The 21,071-nt window shown below is 52.3% G+C and carries 17 protein-coding genes; 8 read left to right on the top strand and 9 right to left on the bottom strand.

The genetic code is table 11. From position 1 onward, the window contains the following. The first annotated feature begins 61 nt into the window (after positions 1-61). The 6 genes from ACB496_RS18550 (at position 62) to ACB496_RS18525 (ending at position 5,213) form a co-directional block, all read left to right on the top strand. Entirely contained in the window at positions 62-613 is a 552-nt protein-coding gene (locus ACB496_RS18550) for a peroxiredoxin (protein WP_100778946.1), read from the top strand. A 31-nt stretch (positions 614-644) separates the two neighbouring features. Next, a complete protein-coding gene (locus ACB496_RS18545) occupies positions 645-1,877 on the top strand; it encodes a protein-disulfide reductase DsbD family protein (RefSeq protein WP_371973233.1) in 1,233 nt (410 codons plus the stop codon). Between the two features lie 19 nt (positions 1,878-1,896). Beyond that, on the top strand, positions 1,897-2,457 hold the full coding sequence (locus tag ACB496_RS18540; protein ID WP_371973232.1) for an RNA polymerase sigma factor: 561 nt from the start codon (positions 1,897-1,899) through the stop codon (positions 2,455-2,457). Beyond that, positions 2,444-3,070: a DUF1109 domain-containing protein gene (locus ACB496_RS18535; protein WP_371973231.1), complete on the top strand. Its 627-nt coding sequence runs from the start codon at positions 2,444-2,446 to the stop codon at positions 3,068-3,070. Before ACB496_RS18540 ends, ACB496_RS18535 begins: the two co-directional genes overlap by 14 nt. A 94-nt stretch (positions 3,071-3,164) precedes the next feature. Continuing rightward, positions 3,165-3,956, top strand: coding sequence for an HNH endonuclease (locus tag ACB496_RS18530; protein WP_371973230.1), 792 nt, complete (start codon positions 3,165-3,167; stop codon positions 3,954-3,956). A gap of 27 nt (positions 3,957-3,983) precedes the next feature. After that, positions 3,984-5,213 carry a PD-(D/E)XK nuclease family protein gene (locus ACB496_RS18525; protein ID WP_371973229.1) on the top strand — a complete coding sequence of 410 codons (1,230 nt, stop codon included), beginning with the start codon at positions 3,984-3,986 and terminating at the stop codon, positions 5,211-5,213. Positions 5,214-5,252: 39 nt separating this feature from the next. Here ACB496_RS18525 and ACB496_RS18520 read toward each other — a convergent pair whose 3' ends face one another. Together ACB496_RS18520 and ACB496_RS18515 are read right to left on the bottom strand one after the other, a co-directional pair. Then, positions 5,253-5,867, bottom strand: coding sequence for a DUF2238 domain-containing protein (locus ACB496_RS18520; protein ID WP_371973228.1), 615 nt, complete (start codon positions 5,865-5,867; stop codon positions 5,253-5,255). Positions 5,868-5,982: 115 nt separating this feature from the next. After that, positions 5,983-9,000 carry an autotransporter domain-containing protein gene (locus ACB496_RS18515; protein WP_371973227.1) on the bottom strand — a complete coding sequence of 1,006 codons (3,018 nt, stop codon included), beginning with the start codon at positions 8,998-9,000 and terminating at the stop codon, positions 5,983-5,985. 376 nt (positions 9,001-9,376) lie between these two features. Between ACB496_RS18515 and ACB496_RS18510 the strand changes: the two genes are divergently transcribed. Then, on the top strand, positions 9,377-10,030 hold the full coding sequence (locus ACB496_RS18510) for an alpha/beta hydrolase family protein (RefSeq protein ID WP_371973226.1): 654 nt from the start codon (positions 9,377-9,379) through the stop codon (positions 10,028-10,030). Between the two features lie 429 nt (positions 10,031-10,459). On the opposite strand, the gene ACB496_RS18505 is transcribed toward ACB496_RS18510, so the two are convergent. Beyond that, a complete protein-coding gene (locus tag ACB496_RS18505; RefSeq protein WP_371973225.1) occupies positions 10,460-10,966 on the bottom strand; it encodes a hypothetical protein in 507 nt (168 codons plus the stop codon). On the opposite strand from ACB496_RS18505, the gene ACB496_RS22530 reads away from it, so the two are divergent. After that, the gene (locus tag ACB496_RS22530; protein WP_409340090.1) at positions 10,943-11,230 is read left to right on the top strand and encodes a hypothetical protein; all 288 of its coding nucleotides are present in this window, start codon (positions 10,943-10,945) and stop codon (positions 11,228-11,230) included. The two genes, ACB496_RS18505 and ACB496_RS22530, sit on opposite strands and share 24 nt — an antisense overlap. Before the next feature lie 85 nt (positions 11,231-11,315). On the opposite strand, the gene ACB496_RS18495 is transcribed toward ACB496_RS22530, so the two are convergent. The 6 genes from ACB496_RS18495 to tssI all read right to left on the bottom strand — a co-directional run bounded on the left by ACB496_RS18495 (position 11,316) and on the right by tssI (position 21,071). After that, a complete protein-coding gene (locus ACB496_RS18495; protein ID WP_371973224.1) occupies positions 11,316-11,918 on the bottom strand; it encodes a hypothetical protein in 603 nt (200 codons plus the stop codon). A gap of 11 nt (positions 11,919-11,929) precedes the next feature. Next, a complete protein-coding gene (locus ACB496_RS18490) occupies positions 11,930-12,895 on the bottom strand; it encodes an RHS repeat domain-containing protein (RefSeq protein ID WP_371973223.1) in 966 nt (321 codons plus the stop codon). Positions 12,896-13,265: 370 nt separating this feature from the next. Continuing rightward, positions 13,266-13,496, bottom strand: coding sequence for a hypothetical protein (locus ACB496_RS18485; RefSeq protein ID WP_319417757.1), 231 nt, complete (start codon positions 13,494-13,496; stop codon positions 13,266-13,268). Further along, positions 13,489-17,874, bottom strand: a complete 4,386-nt coding sequence (locus tag ACB496_RS18480) for a PAAR-like domain-containing protein (RefSeq protein ID WP_371975259.1) — start codon at positions 17,872-17,874, stop codon at positions 13,489-13,491. The genes ACB496_RS18485 and ACB496_RS18480 overlap by 8 nt, the downstream gene beginning before the upstream one ends. A gap of 17 nt (positions 17,875-17,891) precedes the next feature. Beyond that, the gene (locus tag ACB496_RS18475; protein WP_371973222.1) at positions 17,892-19,070 is read right to left on the bottom strand and encodes a DUF2169 domain-containing protein; all 1,179 of its coding nucleotides are present in this window, start codon (positions 19,068-19,070) and stop codon (positions 17,892-17,894) included. Between the two features lie 9 nt (positions 19,071-19,079). Further along, a complete protein-coding gene (tssI, locus tag ACB496_RS18470) occupies positions 19,080-21,071 on the bottom strand; it encodes a type VI secretion system tip protein TssI/VgrG (RefSeq protein ID WP_371973221.1) in 1,992 nt (663 codons plus the stop codon).

The following is a 21,071-nucleotide window of genomic DNA, read 5'->3' as shown; positions in this document are numbered from 1 at the left end:
TTTGCTCGCGGGCTAACGAACTATTATTCAGATAGCCCCCTTTTCCCTGATGGAGTTGACCATGAAACGTTTGAAAATCGCGTCCGCCGCCGCCGTACTGACCCTTTCACTGTTTTCCATGAACACCCAGGCCGCGCTCGAAGCCGGAGCGAAAGCGCCCGATTTTACCCTTCAGGGCGCGCTCGGCGGTAAACCGCTGACGTTCACCTTACAGCAGGCGCTGCAAAAAGGGCCGGTGGTGCTTTATTTCTTCCCGGCGGCGTTTACCAAGGGCTGCACGCTGGAAGCCCACGCCTTCGCTGAAGCGACGGATGATTTCAAAAAACTGGGCGCCACGGTGGTGGGGGTAACGGCCGGGAACGTCGACCAGGTGGATGAATTCTCGAAACTGGAGTGCCGCGATAAGTTTGCAGTGGCAGCCGATCCTGGTGCGAAAGTGGCGGCCGAGTATGAAACGCTGATGCAGATGAACGGTAAAACCCTCTCCGATCGTACCTCTTTTGTCATCGCCCCGGATGGCAAAATTCTGCTGAGCTACACCGACCGCAACCCGGATGCGCACATTCAGAAAACGATGGACGCCGTGAAGCAATATGCGAAATCGCACTCCTGATTAACGCTGACGTTCGCATTCGAGGTTTGCTATGTTAACCGCCATTTTTGCCGCCTTTCTGGGCGGCGTGATCCTGAATTTCATGCCCTGTGTTTTCCCGGTGATCTCCCTGAAAGCGCTGGGGATCATGCGCCATCAGGGCGACACGAAAAGCGCGCGAACCGAAGGGCTGGGTTTTCTGCTCGGGGTGATTTTCACCATGATGGCGCTGGCGGCGCTGCTGCTGGCGCTGCGCGCCGGGGGAACCGCCGTGGGATGGGGATTTCAGCTGCAGTCGCCGCTGGTGATTGCGGTTCTGGCGCTGATTATTCTCGGGGCTGCGCTCAACCTGCTCGGTGTATTTGAGGTTGGGCTGTCGCTGCAGCGGGCAGGGGAGATCTCTGTCGGTCGCGGAGCGTTTGTCCGTTCTGCCCTGACCGGCGCGCTGGCGATTGTGGTGGCCACGCCGTGTTCCGCGCCGTTTATGGCGGGTGCCGTGGGCTATGCTCTGGTGCAGCCGCCTGCGGTTTCACTGGCCATTTTCTTCGCGCTGGCGCTCGGTTTTGCCGCCCCCTTTACCCTCGTCTCCCTGTTCCCGGCAATTGCCCGTCGCCTGCCGCGTCCTGGTGCGTGGATGGATATGCTCAAGCGTGGGCTGGCGTTTCCGATGCTGGGCGCCTTTGCCTGGCTGGTATGGGTGCTGGCGCAGCAGGCCGGCACCACGGCGCTGGCGGTGATGCTGGCGAGCGCCGTGGTGGTGAGCTTTGCCGCGTGGCTGTACGGTATCGCGCAGCGCAGACGCTATCTCGGTCACTCTTACAAAGTGCTGCTGGCTATCACGGTGGCGTTTTTTGTTGTCGCCATCGTGCCGTTACCGAGGGCGATCAACGCAGGATCAACGGCGCCTGTGACCGCAGTGGCGGATAACGCGGCGCCCGTGAAGTGGTCTCCGCAGAGCGTGGAGGCCCTGCGCGGTCACGGCAAAGCGATCTTCGTAAACTTTACCGCGTCGTGGTGCATCACCTGTCAGGTTAATGATCGCACTTCGCTCTCAACGCAGGCGGTGAAAGAGGCGATGGCCCGCACTGGCGCAGTGTATATGGTGGCGGACTCCACCAAATTTAACGCGGACATCGATGATGCGATGAACACGTTCGGCCAGGGCGGTCTGCCGCTGTACGTGGTCTATCCGGCAGACGGAAGCGCGCCGCACGTGCTCCCGCAAGTGCTGACGCCCTCAATCGTGGTGAATGCCCTGAATCAGGCGGCTGGCAAAAAAGCATGAGGTAACGTCATGGCGGAACATGGATAACGGGCATGCCCCGCGCGAGGCCTGGCCTGAGCTGATGACAAAAGCTCAGGCTGGCGATCGTCACGCCTATACGCAGTTATTGCGGGCGATCGTTCCGGCTATCCGCGCGATAGTGCGCCGACAGGTGTTCGATCCGGCGCTGGTGGAAGATGTCATCCAGGATGTGCTGCTGACAGTGCATCGGGTTCGCCATACCTACGATCCAGACTGCCCCTTTTTACCCTGGCTGATGGCGATTACTCAGGCTCGGGCGGTCGATGCGCTGCGCCATCAGGGGCGGACATTACGCCGGGAAACGGATACGGAAGAGGCGCTGGCCAACGTCGCGGCTGTCGAGAGCGTGGAATATCAGGACGAGCAGGAGGAGCTGGCGCTGATCCTCAACAGGCTGCCCGCCCGCCAGCGGCAAATCGTGGAACATATTCATCTGCAGGAGATGACGCTTGCGCAGGCGGCAAGCCGTCACAATCTGACGATCTCTGCGGTGAAATCCCTGCTGCACAGGGCTATTACCAATCTTCGCCGGATGGGAGCGAATCATGACCGATCATGAGCTGTTAATCGAAAAACTGAGTCGGCAGGCGCAGCCCGTCACCCGTCCGTGGCGCGATGGCTGGCGCGTGCTGGCGTGGACGTTAATGGCGTTGCCGAGCGGATGGCTTTGCAGTTTGCTGTTGCAGCGCGTGGCGACGGACTGGTCCCAGGCGGGCGCACTGCTGGCCCTGCTGCAACTGGGGCTGACGTTTGTGATGGGGGTGCTGGCGATCCGCAATGCGTTTTTACTCAGCATCGCCGGGCGTCGTCCCCTGAGCTGGAAGTGGTTTATGCCGCTGCTGATCGTGTGGCTGGGCTGCGTGCTGGCAAATCTGGGCCAGTCGTCCCAGATTCACCACCGTGACGCGGTGAACTGCTATGTCTTTATGATGACCGTCAGCGCGCCGATGGTGCTGCTGGTCATTGGCTATCTGCGCCGTACCCGCAGCCTCCATCCCCTGCAAAGTCTCGCCTCGGCAGGCGCAGGCGTCGCCTGCATGGCGCTGACGCTATTGTCGTTTTGCCACTCCGTTGAAGTGCATCCACTGGATTTCGCCCTGCACATGGCAGCGACCCTGACAATCGTGGTCGCCACGGTCGGCTTGGGGTGGCGATGGGTGGCGATAGATTGAGCGTTAGAGCTGAAGAATAATTTTGGTATTAATGCTTAAGAATAGAGATAGCCGTGCCGATAATATCTTTATTATCAATAATAAGGATATCAGTATGAACTGCTACTACGCCTATCATGGCCCTACGAACAGCGATGATTTTGAGTATGAAAAGGGTTATGGAGTCAGTCGAGTATCCACCTGGCAACGCGTCAAAGAAGGCGATCGCGTTTTTGTCATTCAGCATCCGGAGAAGCAGCAAGAATACAAACTTTGTGGCCTGTATGAGATCGTTGGTCATTATGAGGCCTCTGAGAGCGTTTATCCTTTCAGGTTTAGATTAGAGAAAATTAGCCAGGATAATGCATTTATTGTGTTAGATGAGCAGGCGTTAAATAGAAAATTACCCGACATCAAAGGTGACTCTCGTCTAAGTATCTTTAAACAGCATTTCTGCCGTCAGGGGGCAACTTTCCAGGCTCCCCTGGATCATGAAGTTGTTGCAGTTTTAAACAGTCTGGTGAACATGACAGACCTTGCTCCTGACCAAGTCCTATTTCGCGAAGATGGTCTGCGAATGCTCAAAGTTCGCAACGGGCAGCAGGCGTTCCGTGAGAGTATTATGGCCAATTGGGAAAATAGATGTGCAATTACAGGGTCTGCTCTGGCACTTGAAGCCTGCCATATTGAAAGTCATGCTACTAAAGGAACCTATGCGATTGAAAATGGCATCGCTCTTGCTGCCGATCTGCACACGTTATTTGATAACGATCATCTGAGCTTTGAAAATAACAAAGTCGTACTCTCTCTGGCGGCACAAAACGAGCCAAGATATGCCAGGTTGCATAATCAACCACTAAGGACCCCTCTGAAGCCGGTGCGTTTTATTACCGGTAAACAAGGGTGATATTTTAATCTGGTATCAGGCGGTAATATGCAAGGCATGGATGGCGCACAAAAGTATTCAGTCGCAGCACTGTTAGAGAGTATCTCTCGATGGAATGAGGTTAGACAACTTTCTAAATCACGATATCAGGCTCAACTGGCACCTGACTTTAGTCTGATGACGTGGCTGCAGAAGGATGAAATGGCGCTATCACGATATTTTGCATTTCTGCTTGATCCCGGTGCGGCGCATGGACAGTCCAGGCTATTCCTCGACGGCTTTATCAAACTGATTAATAAAAATTCGGGTAAAGACAAAGCCAATATTTCATTTGGTCATGATGTGCGATCCTTTACGGAGGTATTAACGGATACTGGACGAAGAATCGATGTACTGCTGACGGGCAAGAGTGGGCTGATCGCGTTAGAAAATAAGCCTTGGGCAGCTGATCAGGAACGTCAGTTAGTCGATTATGGCGAATGGTTACTGAAGAAAAATCAACCCTGGTCCTTAATCTATCTTAGCAACACGCCCCCTACTCCAAAGGCACTCCCTGTGACTGCCGCATCTGATATCCGCGATCATATTGTTGTAATTTCCTTTTTCAATATTGTCGAATGGCTTTCATCAACTGTGCCATATATCAAAGCCAATAACGTAAAGTTTTTCGTAGAGTCACTAATTGAATTTATTAGAGAATCAGTGAATGGAGATTACATAATGAATGATTCACAAGGATTGTCTGAGATAATATTGAAAGATAAAGAGAGTATTCAATCTGCATTTATTATCGCTAATCAAATTCCAGAAATTCAAAAGAGAGTGTTTTTTGATTTCATCGATGCACTTAGGGAATACTTTTCTGATTCTCCCTTAATAATTAATGCTGAGGAAGATCCTTCCGTACGTTTTGGTGGTTTCCACGTTCTTTTTCATCCCAAAAGTGAGCGCTCTCTTTTTTGGGAATTTTCGAATGGGAATTACAACAATCTCTACTTCGGGGTCACTGCGAGGGAAGAAGAGAAAAGTCAGAACGACATGCTCTACAAGGCAATGTGTACCCTTTTCCAGGGTTCGATACCAAAATCCAGTAAATGGTGTGCGTGGTGGTCGTGGGATATGGACCCGCTTGGACAGAATCGTATTCCGCGCAGCTGGGGCAACGACGGTAGTGTATGGGTGACCCTGGGTGAACGTGGAGAGAGCAGTATTTTTGCTGCCGTTAGGGACGTTATTCTGCGTGTTTATCAAGAAATGGATTTGGACTTGATGCGTTAATTGAGAGAACCCGCCAATCGAGGCGGGTTCTTATCGTTTTTAATAACGTTCCAGCTGCCGCTGATGAAAACGCCCCAGCAGCAGGACGGTGGTGAGCGCGCCGAGCAGGGCGCAGAACATATCTGACTGGGTATCCCAGGGATCGCCCTGCGTGCCGAGAAAATCATCCGCGCCTTGTCCCATCGCCAGCGCCGCCCACCATTCTATCAGCTCGTAGGTCGCGCTGATGGCCAGCGCGATGCAGCACACCAGAAAACTCGTCATTTTGCGGCCATTCACGTAACCGCCGCGCACCAGGATCTCACGCGCCGCCAGGGCAGGCACCAGCCCCTGGAAAAAGTGTCCGAGTTTATCGTACGGGTTACGGCTCAGATTCAGCCACTCCTGAACTTCAAAACCGATGGGCACTTTGGCGTAGGTGTACATTCCGCCGACCATCAGAATGATCGCGTGGAAGAAGATCAGCGTGTAAAGCAGGGGAGTGAGTGGGTAGCGTTTTTGGGTAGCGAGCAGCAGTGGCACCACGATGACCACGGGAGTGACTTCCATCAGCCAGGTGACGCGGTCCCCGGTAAACAGGCCGGTATAAATCAAGATCAGCATCAGGAGCAGCGCGCCGCCCTTTAATGCAGAGGAGAGTGCAGTTTGGCTCATGGCATTTTCTTATCGGGAAAAGAACTACTATTAACGCGCCCGATGAAAAACTCAATGTTTTGCCGCCCATGATAAAAAAACGGGGCCATGTGCGGCCCCATTTTATTCACAGCAATTAGAACATCTTACGCAACCGCAGGCTGAAGGTATGCGCCTGATAGCGCTCGCCTGCTTGCAGATCGTAGCGCGCGTCCAGGCTCAGATCGTTGGCGTCGTACAGCGTGCTGCCGATCGCCACACCCGCCATATCTTCCACCGGCGATGCGCCTTTGGTGATAAAGCTGGTTTCACCGACGGCATCGGCAGCGTAGGTCGCATGGCTGCTCATCTGACGATTATCGTACTGATGAATCCACGAGACCTGCGCGAACGGCGTCAGGCTGCCGAGACCGGTTGCGAAGGTTTTCTCGATGCGGGCACCGATATCGCTCACCACAGACTGGGAGTGGGTACTGCCCACATCCAGCGCCATGCCGTTACCGCCTGTCTCTTTATAGTCATCCACATGCTGATACCCGTACGTCAGGCTGGCAAGCGGCGTGACGACAACGTCGGCAGGCAGCGTGACCGGATAGCCGAACTCCGTTTGAAGGGTGACGGACTGACCGTTGAATTTACCCTGCGCAGCGCCGGAGAAACCGGTGAAGTCTGCGCGGCGAACCGAGCTGTAGTTCTGGCGGTTTACACCGGCAGAGAGGTTCAGATACCACGGATCGCCCGTGTAACCAGCGTAACCGATGATGCCGTAGTTGTCGGCGGTGGAGGTGTTACCGCTCAGATTGCCTTTACCGTGCACGGAGGTGTTGCTGTAGTTCACGGCGGCGCCCAGACGCCAGTCGTCACCCAGCGAGCGGTCGGCGCCCAGAATCAGGCCGCCAAATTTCGCCGTGTAGCCGCTGATTTCAGCGCTGCTGTCCTGACGCGCATAGCCGCCAAACGGCTGACCCCAGACGATCCAGTTGCTTGTGTAGTCATCACCGGTCGCGACGCCGCTGGTGCCGGAGGTGTGCGGATTACGCACGGCATCAATGTGCGCGCCCACAACCGCCTGAGCGGTAGAGGTCGCCACGGCGGCGGCAGAGCTGGTGTTGATGTTCTGGCCTGGGGAGAGTTTTTCACCCGCGCGGTTGGCTTCGTCTTTGCCCTGGATGGCTAACGAGGCGTTATACAGATCCAACAGCTGCGGAGAGGAGATCCCGGTGTAGTTCGCCAGACCGCCCAATGCGGCGGTGGCGCTTGGGATCGTCGCCAGCGCAGGTTTTGGCGTTGGCTGAGTCGGCGGTGTGACCACTGGCGGCGTCACAACCGGCGGTGTGACAACCGGCGGCGTCACAACGGGTGGAGTGACAACAGGCGGTGTCACAACCGGTGGCGTCACAACGGGCGGTGTTACAACGGGAGGCGTCACAACCGGCGGCGTCACCACTGGCGGTGTGACAACAGGTGGCGTCACTACTGGCGGTGTGACAACAGGCGGTGTCACAACCGGAGGCTCCGCGCCCACGGTCAAGACCAGCGCTTTGTCCGTCCCTGTCTCATAAACGGAGCCACTCACGGCGCCACGATAGCCGATCGCGCTGTAGTTCAGCTTATCGGCGTTGTAATCGGTGCCCGATCCCGCAGCATTGATCACCACATAGCGTTGGCCTTCCGCGAACTGATACGTGCCACCCGTGCGGACCAGGTTGATGCTGGAACCTTCTTCGATTGTCGCATTGCCGGTGACATTCAAACGTCCATAGCCGGTGTCGGCCATCTGCGTGCCGTTCTGGGTTGCCAGATCGGAGATACCTGAAATCAGCGCTGCCGCGGCTTTCTGGTGATAATCCCCGGCAATTGTTATGTCTGTATTGACCTGCAAGGACGCGCCACGGTTCTGGACCGTGGCCGCATTCACGTTATCGTTCAGCAGCAGTGAACCGGTGCCAAAGATGACGTCTGAGTGCTGGCTGGTGAGGGTGCCTGTCCCGTTCTGGCCGGTTAAGGTTCCCGTGGTCGTGCTACCGCCATTGATGAGTAACGGTGCTGCGCTTTGGGAGTAAATATCGCCTTTCACCACACCGTTGTTGGTCAGCGTAATATCCGCGCTGGCGTTGGTATCCGTGTAGATATACAGGGCAGTGTTGCCGCCGCTCAGGGTGCCGTTGTTGATGATTTGAGTGGCTGGATTCTGGTTGCTGTAGCTGGCAAGGTAAATACCGTAATAGCCGCCCGAGATTTCGCCGTTGTTCACGATCTCGGCAATAGCGTTGCCGTCTGAGCTGCTGGCGAAAATACCATTGTTAATCGCAGCAATGCGGCCATTGTTTTCAAGGGTACCTACGGTGCCATAGTTGGTAATGGCGTCTGCGCTACCGCTAATCAGATTGTCATTGATAAGGGTGTTGATCGTCCCCCAGTTAATCACCCCGGCGCTGCCGAAATAATTGAGGGTGCCGGTCTGGAGCGTGCCCGTATTATGCAGCGTACCAATGATCCCGCGATTATAAATCGCGCCGTTTTGCCCGGGCATCGGCATAAAATTGTTATTCGCAGCGGTAATTAGGCCGGCATTGGTCAGACTATCAATAGTGCCGAGGTTATTAATACCGCGATAGCCGGTAATGGTTCCGGTTTCCGTGTTCGTCAGATTAAGAATATGGCCGTTATTTTCGATGGAGCCGGTATTATCCATCCCCATATTAAAATTATTCAGCGAATTTTGAATCGTGCCACGGTTAATAAAGTTATCCACGACGCCCGACGCACTCAGTTCGACGATGCTGCCATAATGGTATTGATTAACGCTTTGGATAATGCCGTTATTTTCAAACGTACCTGCTGTACCGTCAATTTGAACCACATTCATACTGAAGGGCAGATTATTATCGCTAATATCTGTGATCAGGCCTTCGTTGGTGAATGTAGTGACCGTCGCCCCCTGCTGAAGTGTTAACGCGGTTGTGGGCGCGCCGCTAAGGGATCCGGTATTGGTTACGCGAATAACATCGTTTGAGCCGAGCACCTGAAGGTCGGACATTGGTGCGTCGATGATAACGTCTGATGCTGCGATAGAATGGGTCGTCAGCAGCCCCTGTGCCGCTGTTGAAGCCACCAGCAAAGAAATCAGCTGGCTAAGGTATTTTTTTCTCATGGTGAGCCGTCACAAAGTTGCGATTGTTGTAAAAATGCAGATGGAGAAACTTCGGATTAATCCGATATTGTTCGGGCGCAGAATATACAATTTGTTGCAAAAAACAATAAGCTTTGCTTAATTATTTCATCGAGAAATAATTCCATAAATTTTGTGTTGTTTTTAATTTAACTTAGGGTGAGATATGGCATTGCGGGTTAAACAGAATATATTCTTTGCAGCCTTATTGATTAATTTATCTTTTTTATTCACGGGCTGCGTTTCTGTCGAACCCCGGGAGACGGCAAGCCAGATTGCGCAGGATGCAGGTCTTACCAGAGAAAATGTTCAGACAGATTCCTTTTTGATTGCCAGCTGGAGTCGAATTACACCCACCGTGACGTCACTGCATGTCTACATCGAAGGGGATGGATTTGCCTGGCAAAGCCGCACGCGCCCCTCGGACGATCCGACTCCGCGTAATCCCGTTGGCCTGAAGCTGGCTGCCGCTGATACTCACGCCAGCGTGCTTTATCTGGGCCGGCCATGTCAGTTCATTGGGCCGCCGTTGCCTGCGTATTGCAGTGTTCGCTGGTGGACCGCCGATCGTTTCTCCCTGCAAGTATTGAAGGCGATGGACGAGGCGCTAAGCCACTTCACGGCGCGTTATCCGGGAGTGGCGCTTGAATTAACGGGATATTCTGGCGGGGGTAATATCGCGGCGCTGCTGGCCGAAAGGCGTGGGGATGTCCGGGTGTTGCGCACCGTGGCGGGTAATCTCGATGTCAATTATGTCAACGAGTTGCATCATGTGAGCGCGATGCCTGACGCAATGAGCGCTATCGACCGTGCCAGCAAGCTGGGGCGCATTCCGCAGCTACACCTCAGCGGCGACGCGGATGAAACGGTTCCCCCCGAGGTCGCCCGTCATTTTGTGCAGGCGACAGGCGGAACCTGCGCCCACACAGCAGTGGTAAGCGGCATGGCGCATGGCTCTGACTGGGCAGCCGTCTGGCCGCAATGGCTGGCGAGAGGCGTGACAGCTTGTTAATGGAGCATTTAATTAAATAAAATTTTGAGAACGCTATCGTTACTTTTTCCTGCCCCTCAACCTGCGATTGTTGCAATGCTTGCTGTCTGGTTGACATAGGTATGTCGTTTTCAGCGCCTGCTCATACTTCAACCCGTGGTGCGGCCCGGCATATACATGTGATATTTCTATATCAGGGCGTCAATCGCATGCCTAAGAGTCATCTCATAGATAAAGAGTTGCGTGATGTTGGATTTGATATGGATATGTCCTATACCGTTAAAATTTCAGAATGCTGTATTTTTCACATGCGTGGTAACGAAGGTATGGCTATTATCCAGGTCTGGCGGCGGGTGATGTTGAGATTTTGGTCGTAGGTGAAGCGCTCTTCCCGCATCGGCATACACTGGCTGCCGGTCCAGGTGGCATGGCTTATATGGTCGTTTGCCGTCAGGCAGTGCACCGCAGTGAGTCGGCAATCATGGTCAGGTTGTAGGCTTTATCGTACCGCCATTCCCGCGCCAGACTGCTGTTAAGCTCATCCGACCCGGTGTTCTGATTCCCGGCTTTTTGCTTTGTCAGCATGCCGGTCTGTGTGTAGCTAAGCTGCTGGTAAAACCCGGCGTCGCTCTGGCGGGACGTTTCCTGGCCGCGCAGATCATGGGTTAATGTCAGGGGAGCATGGCCGTTGAGTTGCCACTGTTTCAGTTCGCCCGTCACGCCGCGGGTGAAGTGTTCAGTCAGTCCGCCAGTGATGCGCCGAGATACCGTGTCACGATCAGTATCATACTGATACTCCGTGCGCCTGCCGTTGAGGGTTTCGGCGATGAGACGGCTTGTGCCGTCATAGTCATACGTGACCGTCGCCGCATCATTTTTTGCCTCTACCAGACGGCACAGAGTGTCATAGCGAAAAGTGGTGGTGCTGAGAGTGTGGTTGCTATCGTCCCGCGTCACTTGCTCATCTGTGACCTGGTCGGTGACATTGTAGCGGCGGTTCAGGCAGGTGCCGTCCGGGAAGCGAGTGCGGATACAGCGGCCTGCATTATCGTATTCGTACGTCAGCGTGCGCCCAGTGAAGTCAGTTTCAGCAATCAGCTGTCCGGCTTTGTCATAGGTGAGTCGGTAACGTTCGCCTTCGGCGTTAACGATTTCAGTCAGGCGAGTGAGTTTATCGTACCGGCATGCCAGGCGTTCGCCGGTGTGGCGTTAAGTGACTAAGTGCGTTTGTAATAGCTGCTAAGTTTAAAATGGCCACGTATATATGTAAGACCGTTTCGGTCATTATTCATAACGTGTAAGATTATTACCAATAATTTAATTGTTCGGGGGAGTTAAACTCTTGCGTATGCACCTCATTCAATTCACAGTGTAGTTTTATTTTATGCCAAACATTTGGTTCAAATAAACATAGAGTCTGCCCTGCTTGAGGCGTGTTAAACTTACTCAAAAAGAAGTTATAGCCATTAATTATTAAATAATTGAGCTTGTTGGAGTCATAAATTCCATCTTTGATAAAATTAAAGAGAAATGGCTCTGCAGGTAATGGTTCTGCACTTAGCCCTCTTTTTGTTCTCATTTTATTCTTGGCTTTGAATGAGTGGAATTTATTATGTTCAAGTATCAGGTTATTGCTTCTTTCGCCATAGAAATACACTCCGTCAATATTAATGTTTTTTTGTTCTTTGATACTATTTCGCTCGGCATCCAAATGGGAAATGTTACCAAAGACACCGGATATTATTTTTTGTGACTTATCTGTAGAGAAACCGTAAGGGCCAAAACCGTTATTGTCCACATCCCTTTGATAGCATATACAGTATGGTTCGGTACATAATTCTTTTGCTCGTATAAAATTATCTGCCATCCAAATAGGAAGAGGGAATTTAATTACTCGCTCAATGGACATAGACTTGCACCTTACCATGTAAATACCTTTTCATTGCCTTGTGGATCAATAGCATGTATATGACCGCCTGAATGATAATCTGGAATGCCCGGCTCTCCCGCATCTGGGTGTCCGTCGGGATGCTCAAACCATTCATTTTTACCCGATGGATTTCTGCGTCCCAATTTCTGACCGCCAGCAGCTTTCATTTTCTCCCAATTTTCCCCACGACTGGTCACCTTCAGGTCGTCTAATGAAATATTAAGGCCACCACGAGAAATACGAGGAACTTGGGCATATTCTTTAGCAAGTCTGAAAGCTTCATTCCGGCTTCTAGCTTTTATTGCACAACAAGCCAACCCCAGTGGGTCTATCCACCCCAACGGATTATACACATACCCGTAAGGATTTACCCCACCGGCCAACCCAATCGGGTCCGGACTTATATACTGCCCTGCCTCACAATCATAGTACCGGTAGCGGTTGTAATACAACCCGGATTCTTCATCCTCGTACTGGCCCGGAAAACGCAGTCTGCATGAGACGTTAGCGTCATTTGCACTCTCTTCCCGGCCCCACAGTTGCTGTTTTCCCCGCCAGAGAATGGTGCCGTCTTCGGCCAGCAGTTCCTGGATGCGCCCGACCGTATCCGTTACCGCATAGTGCAGATGGCCCTTGTTGTAGCGCGCCAGCGGTGCAAAGCTGTCCGGTTCGTATATCCAGCGAATGGCGTTTCCGTCATCCGGTTTGCCGTCAGAACCGACCGGAATTTCGTCGGTGAGCTGGTCACCGTTCCAGTGAAAATCCATCCCCGGTTTGTTGTGGCTGGTGCAGCGTTTACTGATGCGCCGGCCAAACGGGTCGTATTTGTATTCCCAGCGTTCGCCATCCGGCGTTTCGATACCTGAGAGCTGGCTCCGGGCGTCCCAGCGGTAGCGCCAGAGAAGAGGGCGGTAGCCGCCTTTATCGACCAGTTTCTCCACCAGACGACCGTTCACATCGTATTTCCAGGTAATGCCATGGGCATTCACCACCCGGAAAAATTTTCCTCTTAGGCTTTAAAGTTGTGGTGACAACAGCACACCGAATATTAATTAAAAGGCTAAATGGCTGCGTGAGTCGGGATTTGAGACGGGCCCACATCTGACAGTGAAAATATCGAACGACTACATTGTGCTTATACGTAACAGTAATGAAGTGTACTGTCTGAAGCATGAGCAGGAGTTGCTTCGCCAGCAGTTACGGGATGTTAAACCGGTTAATAACAATATTAAAAATGTGCTGCGTGGAATGACGAGTTAAATAATAGCTTAGTATGAAATAGCTTGGGTAATTACCAGCTATTTCATGATGGGTTAAATATTCAAATTATAAATGATTTAACATATCCTGCACTTCATATAAAAAGGCTTTGCATGCAGACTCTTCATCATCAAAATATTCAGGATCAGTCCTCCCACCCTTTTCACTATAGAAGATAATCCACTTGCCATTTTCCATTATTAAACAAAGGGTTTCATTATTCACGTCATCAATTGAATAAGTACTTTTTGGGATGTTCAGTTTTTTAAAAGCATCTATAAGCTCTAGTTTATCCACAGCAATCAACTCCTTCTAACATCTTTTTAAGATGACCTGAATCCAAATAAGATTGAACACTATATTCCAGTTTATATTGAGTTCCCATCCCCATTTCCCCAAACCAAGGAGCAATTTTGCTTTCTGCCACGTTTGGAATAGGTTTCATCACTTTGTAAACAGTATAAGGTCCTGAATCCGTGCCTGGTGGTAAAGCTCTCATCGGATAAGGAGTTCCAACTGGAGATGCATATTTCCCTCTGGGTAAACCATACCTATCAATAGTAGCACCAGGTTCTAACGTCGTATTAGTTACTGGGCCATGAGCACCATCGTTCGGTGGATAGTATGTTACTGGTAAATTACTTAACCCCAGCGGATCAATATATTTCAGTGGATTTGATGCATATCCATATGGGTTTAGTCCACCCAGCAGCCCAATCGGGTCCGGACTTATATACTGACCTGCCTCACAATCATAGTACCGGAATCGGTTGTAATACAACCCGGATTCTTCATCCTCGTACTGACCCGGAAAACGCAGTCTGCATGAGACGTTGGCGTCATTCGCACTCTCTTCCCGGCCCCACAGTTGCTGTTTTCCCCGCCAGACGATGGTGCCGTCTTCGGTCAGCAGTTCCTGGATGCGCCCGACCATATCCGTTACTGCATAGTGCAGTTGTCCCTTTTCGTAGCGCGCCAGCGGTGTAAAGCTGCCTGGTTCGTATATCCAGCGAACGGCGTTTTTTTCATCCGCTTTACCATCGGAGCCGACCGGAATTTCGTCGCTGAGCTGGTCGCCGTTCCAGTGAAAATCCATCCCCGGTTTGTTGTGGCTGGTGCAGCGTTTACTGATGCGCCGGCCGAACGGGTCGTATTTGTATTCCCAGCGTTCGCCATCCGGCGTTTCGATACCCGTCAGCTGACTCCGGGCATCCCAGCGGTAGCGCCAGAGAAGAGGGCGGTAGCCGCCTTTATCGACCAGTTTCTCCACCAGACGACCGTTCACATCGTACTTCCAGGCGGTGTTATGCGCGTTTACCACCCGGACAAATTTACCTTCCTCCGGTTTTCCTGTATTCGGGTTGATGCGTGAAGTGGTATGTCGCCAGGCCTTGTGTTCCCGGAATGTTACCCGTCCATGCCGTTGCTGCTGGTGTGCTTCGCTTTCCATCACCTCGTTTATCCAGGTCTGGCGACGGGCGATGTTGAGATTTTTGTCGTAGGTGAAGCGCTCTTCGCGCATCGGCACACTCTGGCTGCCGGTCCAGGTGGCATGACTTATCTGGTCGTTTGCCGTCAGGCTGTGCACCGCAGTGCCGCGCAGTGAGTCGGCAATCATGGTCAGGTTGTAGGCTTTGTCGTACAGCCATTCCCGCGCCAGACTGCTGTTAAGCTCATCCGGTCCGGTGTTCTGATTCCCGGCTTTCTGCTTTGTCAGCATGCCGGTCTGCGTATAGCTGAGCTGCTGGTAAAACCCGGTGTCGCTCTGGCGAGAAGTTTCCTGGCCGCGCAGATCATGGGTGAATGTCAGGGGAGCATGGCCGTTAAGTTGCCACTGTTTCAGCTCACCCGTCATGCCGCAGGTGAAGTGTTCAGTCAGTCCGCCAGTGATGCGCTGAGATACCGTGTCACGATCAGTATCATACTGATACTCCGTGCGTCTGCCGTTGAGGGTTTCGGCGATGAGACGGCTTGCGCCGTCATAGTCATACGTGACCGTCGCCGCATCATTTTTTGCCTCTACCAGACGGCACAGAGTGTCATAGCGAAAAGTGGTGGTGCTGAGAGTGTGGTTGCTATCGCCCCGCGTCACTTGCTCATCTGTGACCTGGTCGGTGACATTGTAGCGGCGGTTCAGGCAGGTGCCATCCGGGAAGCGGGTGCGGATACAGCGGCCTGCATTATCGTATTCGTACGTCAGCGTGCGCCCAGTGAAGTCAGTTTCAGCAATCAGCTGTCCGGCTTTGTCATAGGTGAGTCGGTAACGTTCGCCTTCGGCGTTAATGATTTCAGTCAGGCGAGTGAGTTTATCGTACCGGCATGCCAGGCGTTCGCCGTCCGGGCGGGTCATCGCCATGAGCAGGTCAAAGGCACCGTATTCGTAACAAGTGGTTTTGCCTTCACCGTCTGTGAAGTGCTCCGGGAGCTTTTCGCTGTTGTGGCGAATCAGCTCCCGGACGCCGTCCGGGCGGCTGATTTCTTCCACGCTGCCCTGTGGCCCGGCGTGATGTTTACTGTGGCGAAACTGGGTGGTGAAGCCGAGCGGGTCCTGCACACTTAACAGCCGACCGAGAAAATCCTGTTCGGTGTGCGTGATACCGCCATTCGGGGCGATGGTTTCTCGCACCTGATGCAGGGCGTCATGGCTCCAGCGCCAGGTTGCACCACCGGGCAAAATCCTCTGCAGCAAATCACCCTGGTCGCTGTAGCTGAACTGCTGGACGCGTCCCTGTGGGTCAGTCAGGCAGACCATGCTACCGTGGTCGTCGTAAGCCCACTGCCAGATCTGCTCGCCCGGAGCGGTCAGGCGAGTTAGCTGCCCGGCAACGTTATATTCATACCAGAGGCTGTAGCCGCCGGGGAGGGCAACATGGCTGATATCGCCTTCATCGTTATAGTAGTATTCGGTCGTGCGACCCAGGGCATCGGTGCGGGACTGAAGTTGCGTATTCTCCCAGACCGTAATTTCTTCCCGGCCCAGCGGGTCGACAGCTCGGGTGACCAGGCCATCTTCGTTATACCAGTAACGGGTTTCGCCACCTTCCGCATCCACGTAGGTGGTGCAAGACGCTTCATCCTGATAGATAAATCGGTCGTCGTAATAGCCTTCGGTGGACAGCGTACTGATGGCACGGCCCTGTGCGTCATAACAGACATCCACGCAGGTTTTATCCGTATCCCGCCAGCGGGTCATGTAGCCTTCGGTAGAGTATTCATGCCATAAATGGGTGAACTGGAAGGTGTCACATTCCGCCAGATAGCCATTGGTGTCGTAGCGACAGGTCACGAGACGCTGGTGCTGAGGGGTCACCAGGTCAATGCTCATCAGCTGTTGATGTTGCCACTCGAGGGCGAGCGTGTAGGCGTCGCTGTGGCGGATCTCGGTCAGCAGGCCATCGGTGCGGAGAAAATCAATTCGGTTGCCGTAATTATCCGTTAGAGCGGAGAGTAACCAGAGGTCATCAGCAGCGGGGGAAAAAAACTGCGCCTGCTGCGTGCGACGGTCAAAGACAGTCAGTTCACTCCGCATATCACCGGAAAGTCGATAACGGGACTGGCGGGAGTTTACTGCGGCATGAAAAAGCCCGTCCTGTGGGATGGGATAGTAAAGTACGGAACCTTGATGATCAGCAAAGTGAAGATTTTTATCATGGACAGTCAGAGAAGATGACCAGTCATCAGCCCATTTATCGCCAAACAGTCCGGAGGTAGTGGTGCGAGAACGATAGAGCCGAGTGAGATTCAGGGGCAAGGTTCCCGGCAAGGCCAATACGCTGTGATGTTGAATAAAATCACCGCTGCCTACATCTACTGGATCGCCCTTACGTGTACATAATGAAAATTCTGGAGTATGACCTTCACCTTTGTTAGCTACTGTTTCTCCTTTAATGATGGCTCCATCCATATCTGCGCCACCCGCTGTTCTTAGCGCATAAGCCATGAATAGACTTTGAGCGGCTGTCATCAGCGCTCTGTTCTCCGGTGTATCCATGGTATTAAAGGTATCGAGCGCTTCACCTCCGATTTGCTCGGCCATATTTCGGGCAGCTTCTGGGGTGGTGTTGTAATAACTGGAACCATTGAGCATTCCGCCGATGGCCTGGCTGTTCATCACATTGTCTGGAGTGTGATCGACAAAAATGTCCTTCACGGCCTTTGCGGAATCAGCCATATCCTGCGTTGCCAGGTGTCGGGAATTTGCCTCATATTGATATGCCTTAAACAAGGCATTCATGAAACTCTGCTCATCTGGTGTTTCGGGTTTGACTTCCGGGTCTGCTTCACTCGCCATAACATTGGCCGCAGGAGGTTGGCCTATAATGATCCCGGTCGTATTTCGCGCGTTCATCCAGAACATATCATTGTGTCTTAGAACGAGTTTCCCCCTTGCGCGTACGGTAGTACTTGACTCCAGTGGTTCACAGATATCGCCAACCGTACCGCTTTGAACTCCTTTAGCGACTCCAGCCTCATCTCCTTTGGTAGAGGGGACAAAGCTCTGCTCCAGAACCACAACTGGACATCCGTTAGCTTTAACTGACGGTACGACGAGTACGGCATTTCCCAGATTTGCTGTCACTGGATAGGGGATGGGCGGCGTGGAGGGACCAATCGGGGTTTTACACACATCTGGACTGACACTGACCACTATCCATGTTCCATCCTGGCGGGCCATATAATTCCGGGCCATGATTATTCTCCTGAGATACTGTAACGGGCTTCCATGACCCGAACCGCTGAATTGGATGGCAGTAGATATCGCCAGGTCTGTGCTACGGTGAGCTCCTGGGTATCAATGTGTAAGGTGTCAACCCACATCCTCTGCGGCACCCACGCGCCGGTATGCATCCGCAGCAAAATAACGGCCTGGTTTGCAGGCAACGTGAAGGTTATATCGCCATTGGGATGCAGCCCATTAAGGGTGATTGTCATTCCCTGCGTGGGGTAAGGTATTTGCTGGTCATAAGGAGCGTAGTTCCAGTAACCGAATTCAAAATCATTTGGTAGGGCAGGGTGCTGCGTTTCCAGCCACGCCTGATCGTAGGTACCTGCCAGTGCGAGTCGTGGCAACCACGTACGCCCAACAGCGTTAAAACCAGCAGGCTGAAATTCTTGAGCAAACCAGTCGGCTTTTCCGTCCAGACAGGCCATAAAATGGCTAAGGGTAAACGGACTATCCAGCCTCATAATGCGTGGGGCTTCTATCTGCTGAATGTCAGCGGCGCGCAGATACCACGCCTGGGTATATCCCATTCCCAATGGATTCGACAGGCAGGCAGTGTGGGCCAGCGGAGGATATTTCTGGTCTGGGTGGGTACGTCGTTGCTCCTCATTTAGGTGATATTTTTCAGGGATGCGCTCGGCGAAATTGCTGTCAGTATCCACCCTGCATTCACCGCCAAATGCAAAGCGGTAGTCCAGCGGTAGTGAGTTGAATGGCTCTGGTTCTGTTTCGTACCATTGCCCGGTTAAAGCCTGGCGCTGGTAGAAACGCCGACCCGTCACCCGTAGTTTCTTATCTAATACAAAGTCACCTGACGATGCGCGTATTAGTACTCCTGCCGTCATTTCAGAGGCAGGAATTCCGTCTGGGGTATGGGCCGTTCCGTTAATGATGATGTCGCAAGCGGGTTTCAGGGGGGCGAGGTCACTCTCGCGCAGGACAGGGGAGCAGTTTATTTCACCGGCAAACTCATCTTCGATGCATAATGGCATCGGTGGGTTTTCCAGTAATTGCGTCTGCCACTGACCATTATCATCCTGGACAAGCCGGAAGCCGGTTTTCATGGCGACGACACGATGACGTTCGTTATGCTTGTCGTCCATCGCATATTCCATTACTGAAAACGGCGTCAGATTACGAAATTCCATTTTCGTGCCTCAGTTGAGATTGACGTCTTTACCTTTGATTTGAACAATGCCGCCGGCAGTGAAATCAAATTCCGTGCCGGAGATCGTCACTTTTCCACCTTGTTCAAGGGTGATGGAACTGGCTCCACAGATCAGTTCGATTTTCTCGCCTGATTTGATGGTGGTGATTTTCGCGACATCGAGGGTGTAGTTTTGCTGAACAGTCACGGACTGATCTTTTTTGACGGTCGCGGTGTCGCTGCCGGTGATTGTGGCTGTTTGGTCGCCACCGACACTTTTTTCACGATCCTGCGTGACATTTAGCGTCTGCTTGTTCTGCACAGTGATCGTCTGATCATGGGCGACGGTGACCTTTTGGTCGTGTCCACCTTCATTTTTGCCACCCACATTTATCGTCTGTCCGACGCCTACGGTGACAGTCTGGTTATTGGATACGGTTTCAGTGTGATCGTGATTAACCGTCGTCGTTCGGTCATGCAGCACCTCTGTTTGCATGTCCTTTTGCGCGTGCATATAGAGCTGCTCTTTTCCTGTCGCATCCTCAAAACGCAGTTCATTGAAACCTTCACCTTTGTAGGTTTTTGAGCGGATGGTCATCTGCGTTTTCGTACCTGGCAGGCCGCCAGGAGAGCGGTTATCCTGGTGATAAGTTCGACCCATAATGATAGGTTGGTCAGGATCACCATTCAGGAAATCAACAATGACCTCCTGATTGATGCGAGGAATGGCAAGGTTGCCAAATCCGGTACCGGCCCACGCCTGCGACACGCGTACCCAGCATGAACTGCTCTCATTCTTAGGGTTATATCTGTCCCAGTGAAACTTCACTCGGACGCGGCCATGTTCATCGCAGAAGATTTCCTCACCAGCCGGGCCAGTGACGATCGCACTTTGTGGGCCATCGACTTTGGGTTTAGACCGAGGTAGTGAGCGCCAGGTTCGATCTGCCGGGATGGCGGAAAACTGATTAAACATACTGGTCCCACGTCTCTGACTTCCGTGTAGAGCCTGAGGCTGTTCCCCAGTCAAAATACTCGTTACCACCTGCCATTCTTGGTTGAGTGTTTCCTGCGGATGATTTTTTAGAGAAAAGCGGACACCGGGCCACAGCTTTGGCGAATTGCTAAGACCACTAGCGGTCTCCGCATTGTTGCGGAGGCCATCCATTTGATAGCGAGTAAATTCTTCACCGTGCGCCTCGTCCTTAAACCGTCCTGGATAATCATAGATTTCATACTGTTGAAATTGGTTGTTCAGTTTCTCTCCCTGGCTGTTAAACGTTCCCTCCCAGCCGGGAGTTTTGAATGTGTAGTCTTTACTCAGAATCGATGAGGGGCGAACATTAGCACCGTAATGAAACTTACTGACACACTCTTTCATCAACTCAGCATTGGCATCTGGATTGAAGGTAAAGGCCTCTTTAATTCGAGTGAGGCCAGCTATGTCGTCACATAATGTCAGTTTCTGAGTGGGGTCATCCGAGCCAAATTTGTCATAGAAGAAAATTCCTTCCTCCGCCCAGAGGCGTGATAAAAAAGTAAGATCGCTTTCACCATACTGCACACAAAACTCACGGGCGGAATGAACTTCATTAAAGGATGTGCTCCAGTCGGTTACTCCATTCTCATCTAACAAAGTCGCTGAAATAGCATGAATATCTTTTTGCTGAAAGATACGGAAATTCTTACGTAGGCCGCTGCGCCACAAAGGGGGCTGGATACAAAAATGGTATCGCATTTGCCAGCGGTTATTTTCGGTCATCCCAAAACTGGCCACTACACCAGTGATATAGCGCACAGCTTTTATTCCCTGCCATATAGTGAGTGTGGCATTTTTTTCCAGTAAATTTTGTGCTGATTGGTTGAAGGATTTGCTGGCAACATGGATATCCAACTTAAACGGAAATGAAAATTCTTGTGTTAATCTGAAGTTAACTACGGCGAACGTGTCTGTTTCCTGACCATCAACGTCGAATGTAAAACGTAATCCGTCCAATGACAT

The sequence above is a fragment of the Lelliottia nimipressuralis genome (genome assembly GCF_041464075.1).
Classification (GTDB): Bacteria; Pseudomonadota; Gammaproteobacteria; order Enterobacterales; family Enterobacteriaceae; genus Enterobacter; species Enterobacter nimipressuralis.
The sequence above is the reverse complement of the archived record's forward strand: the minus strand, read 5'-3'. Positions and strand labels throughout refer to the sequence as shown.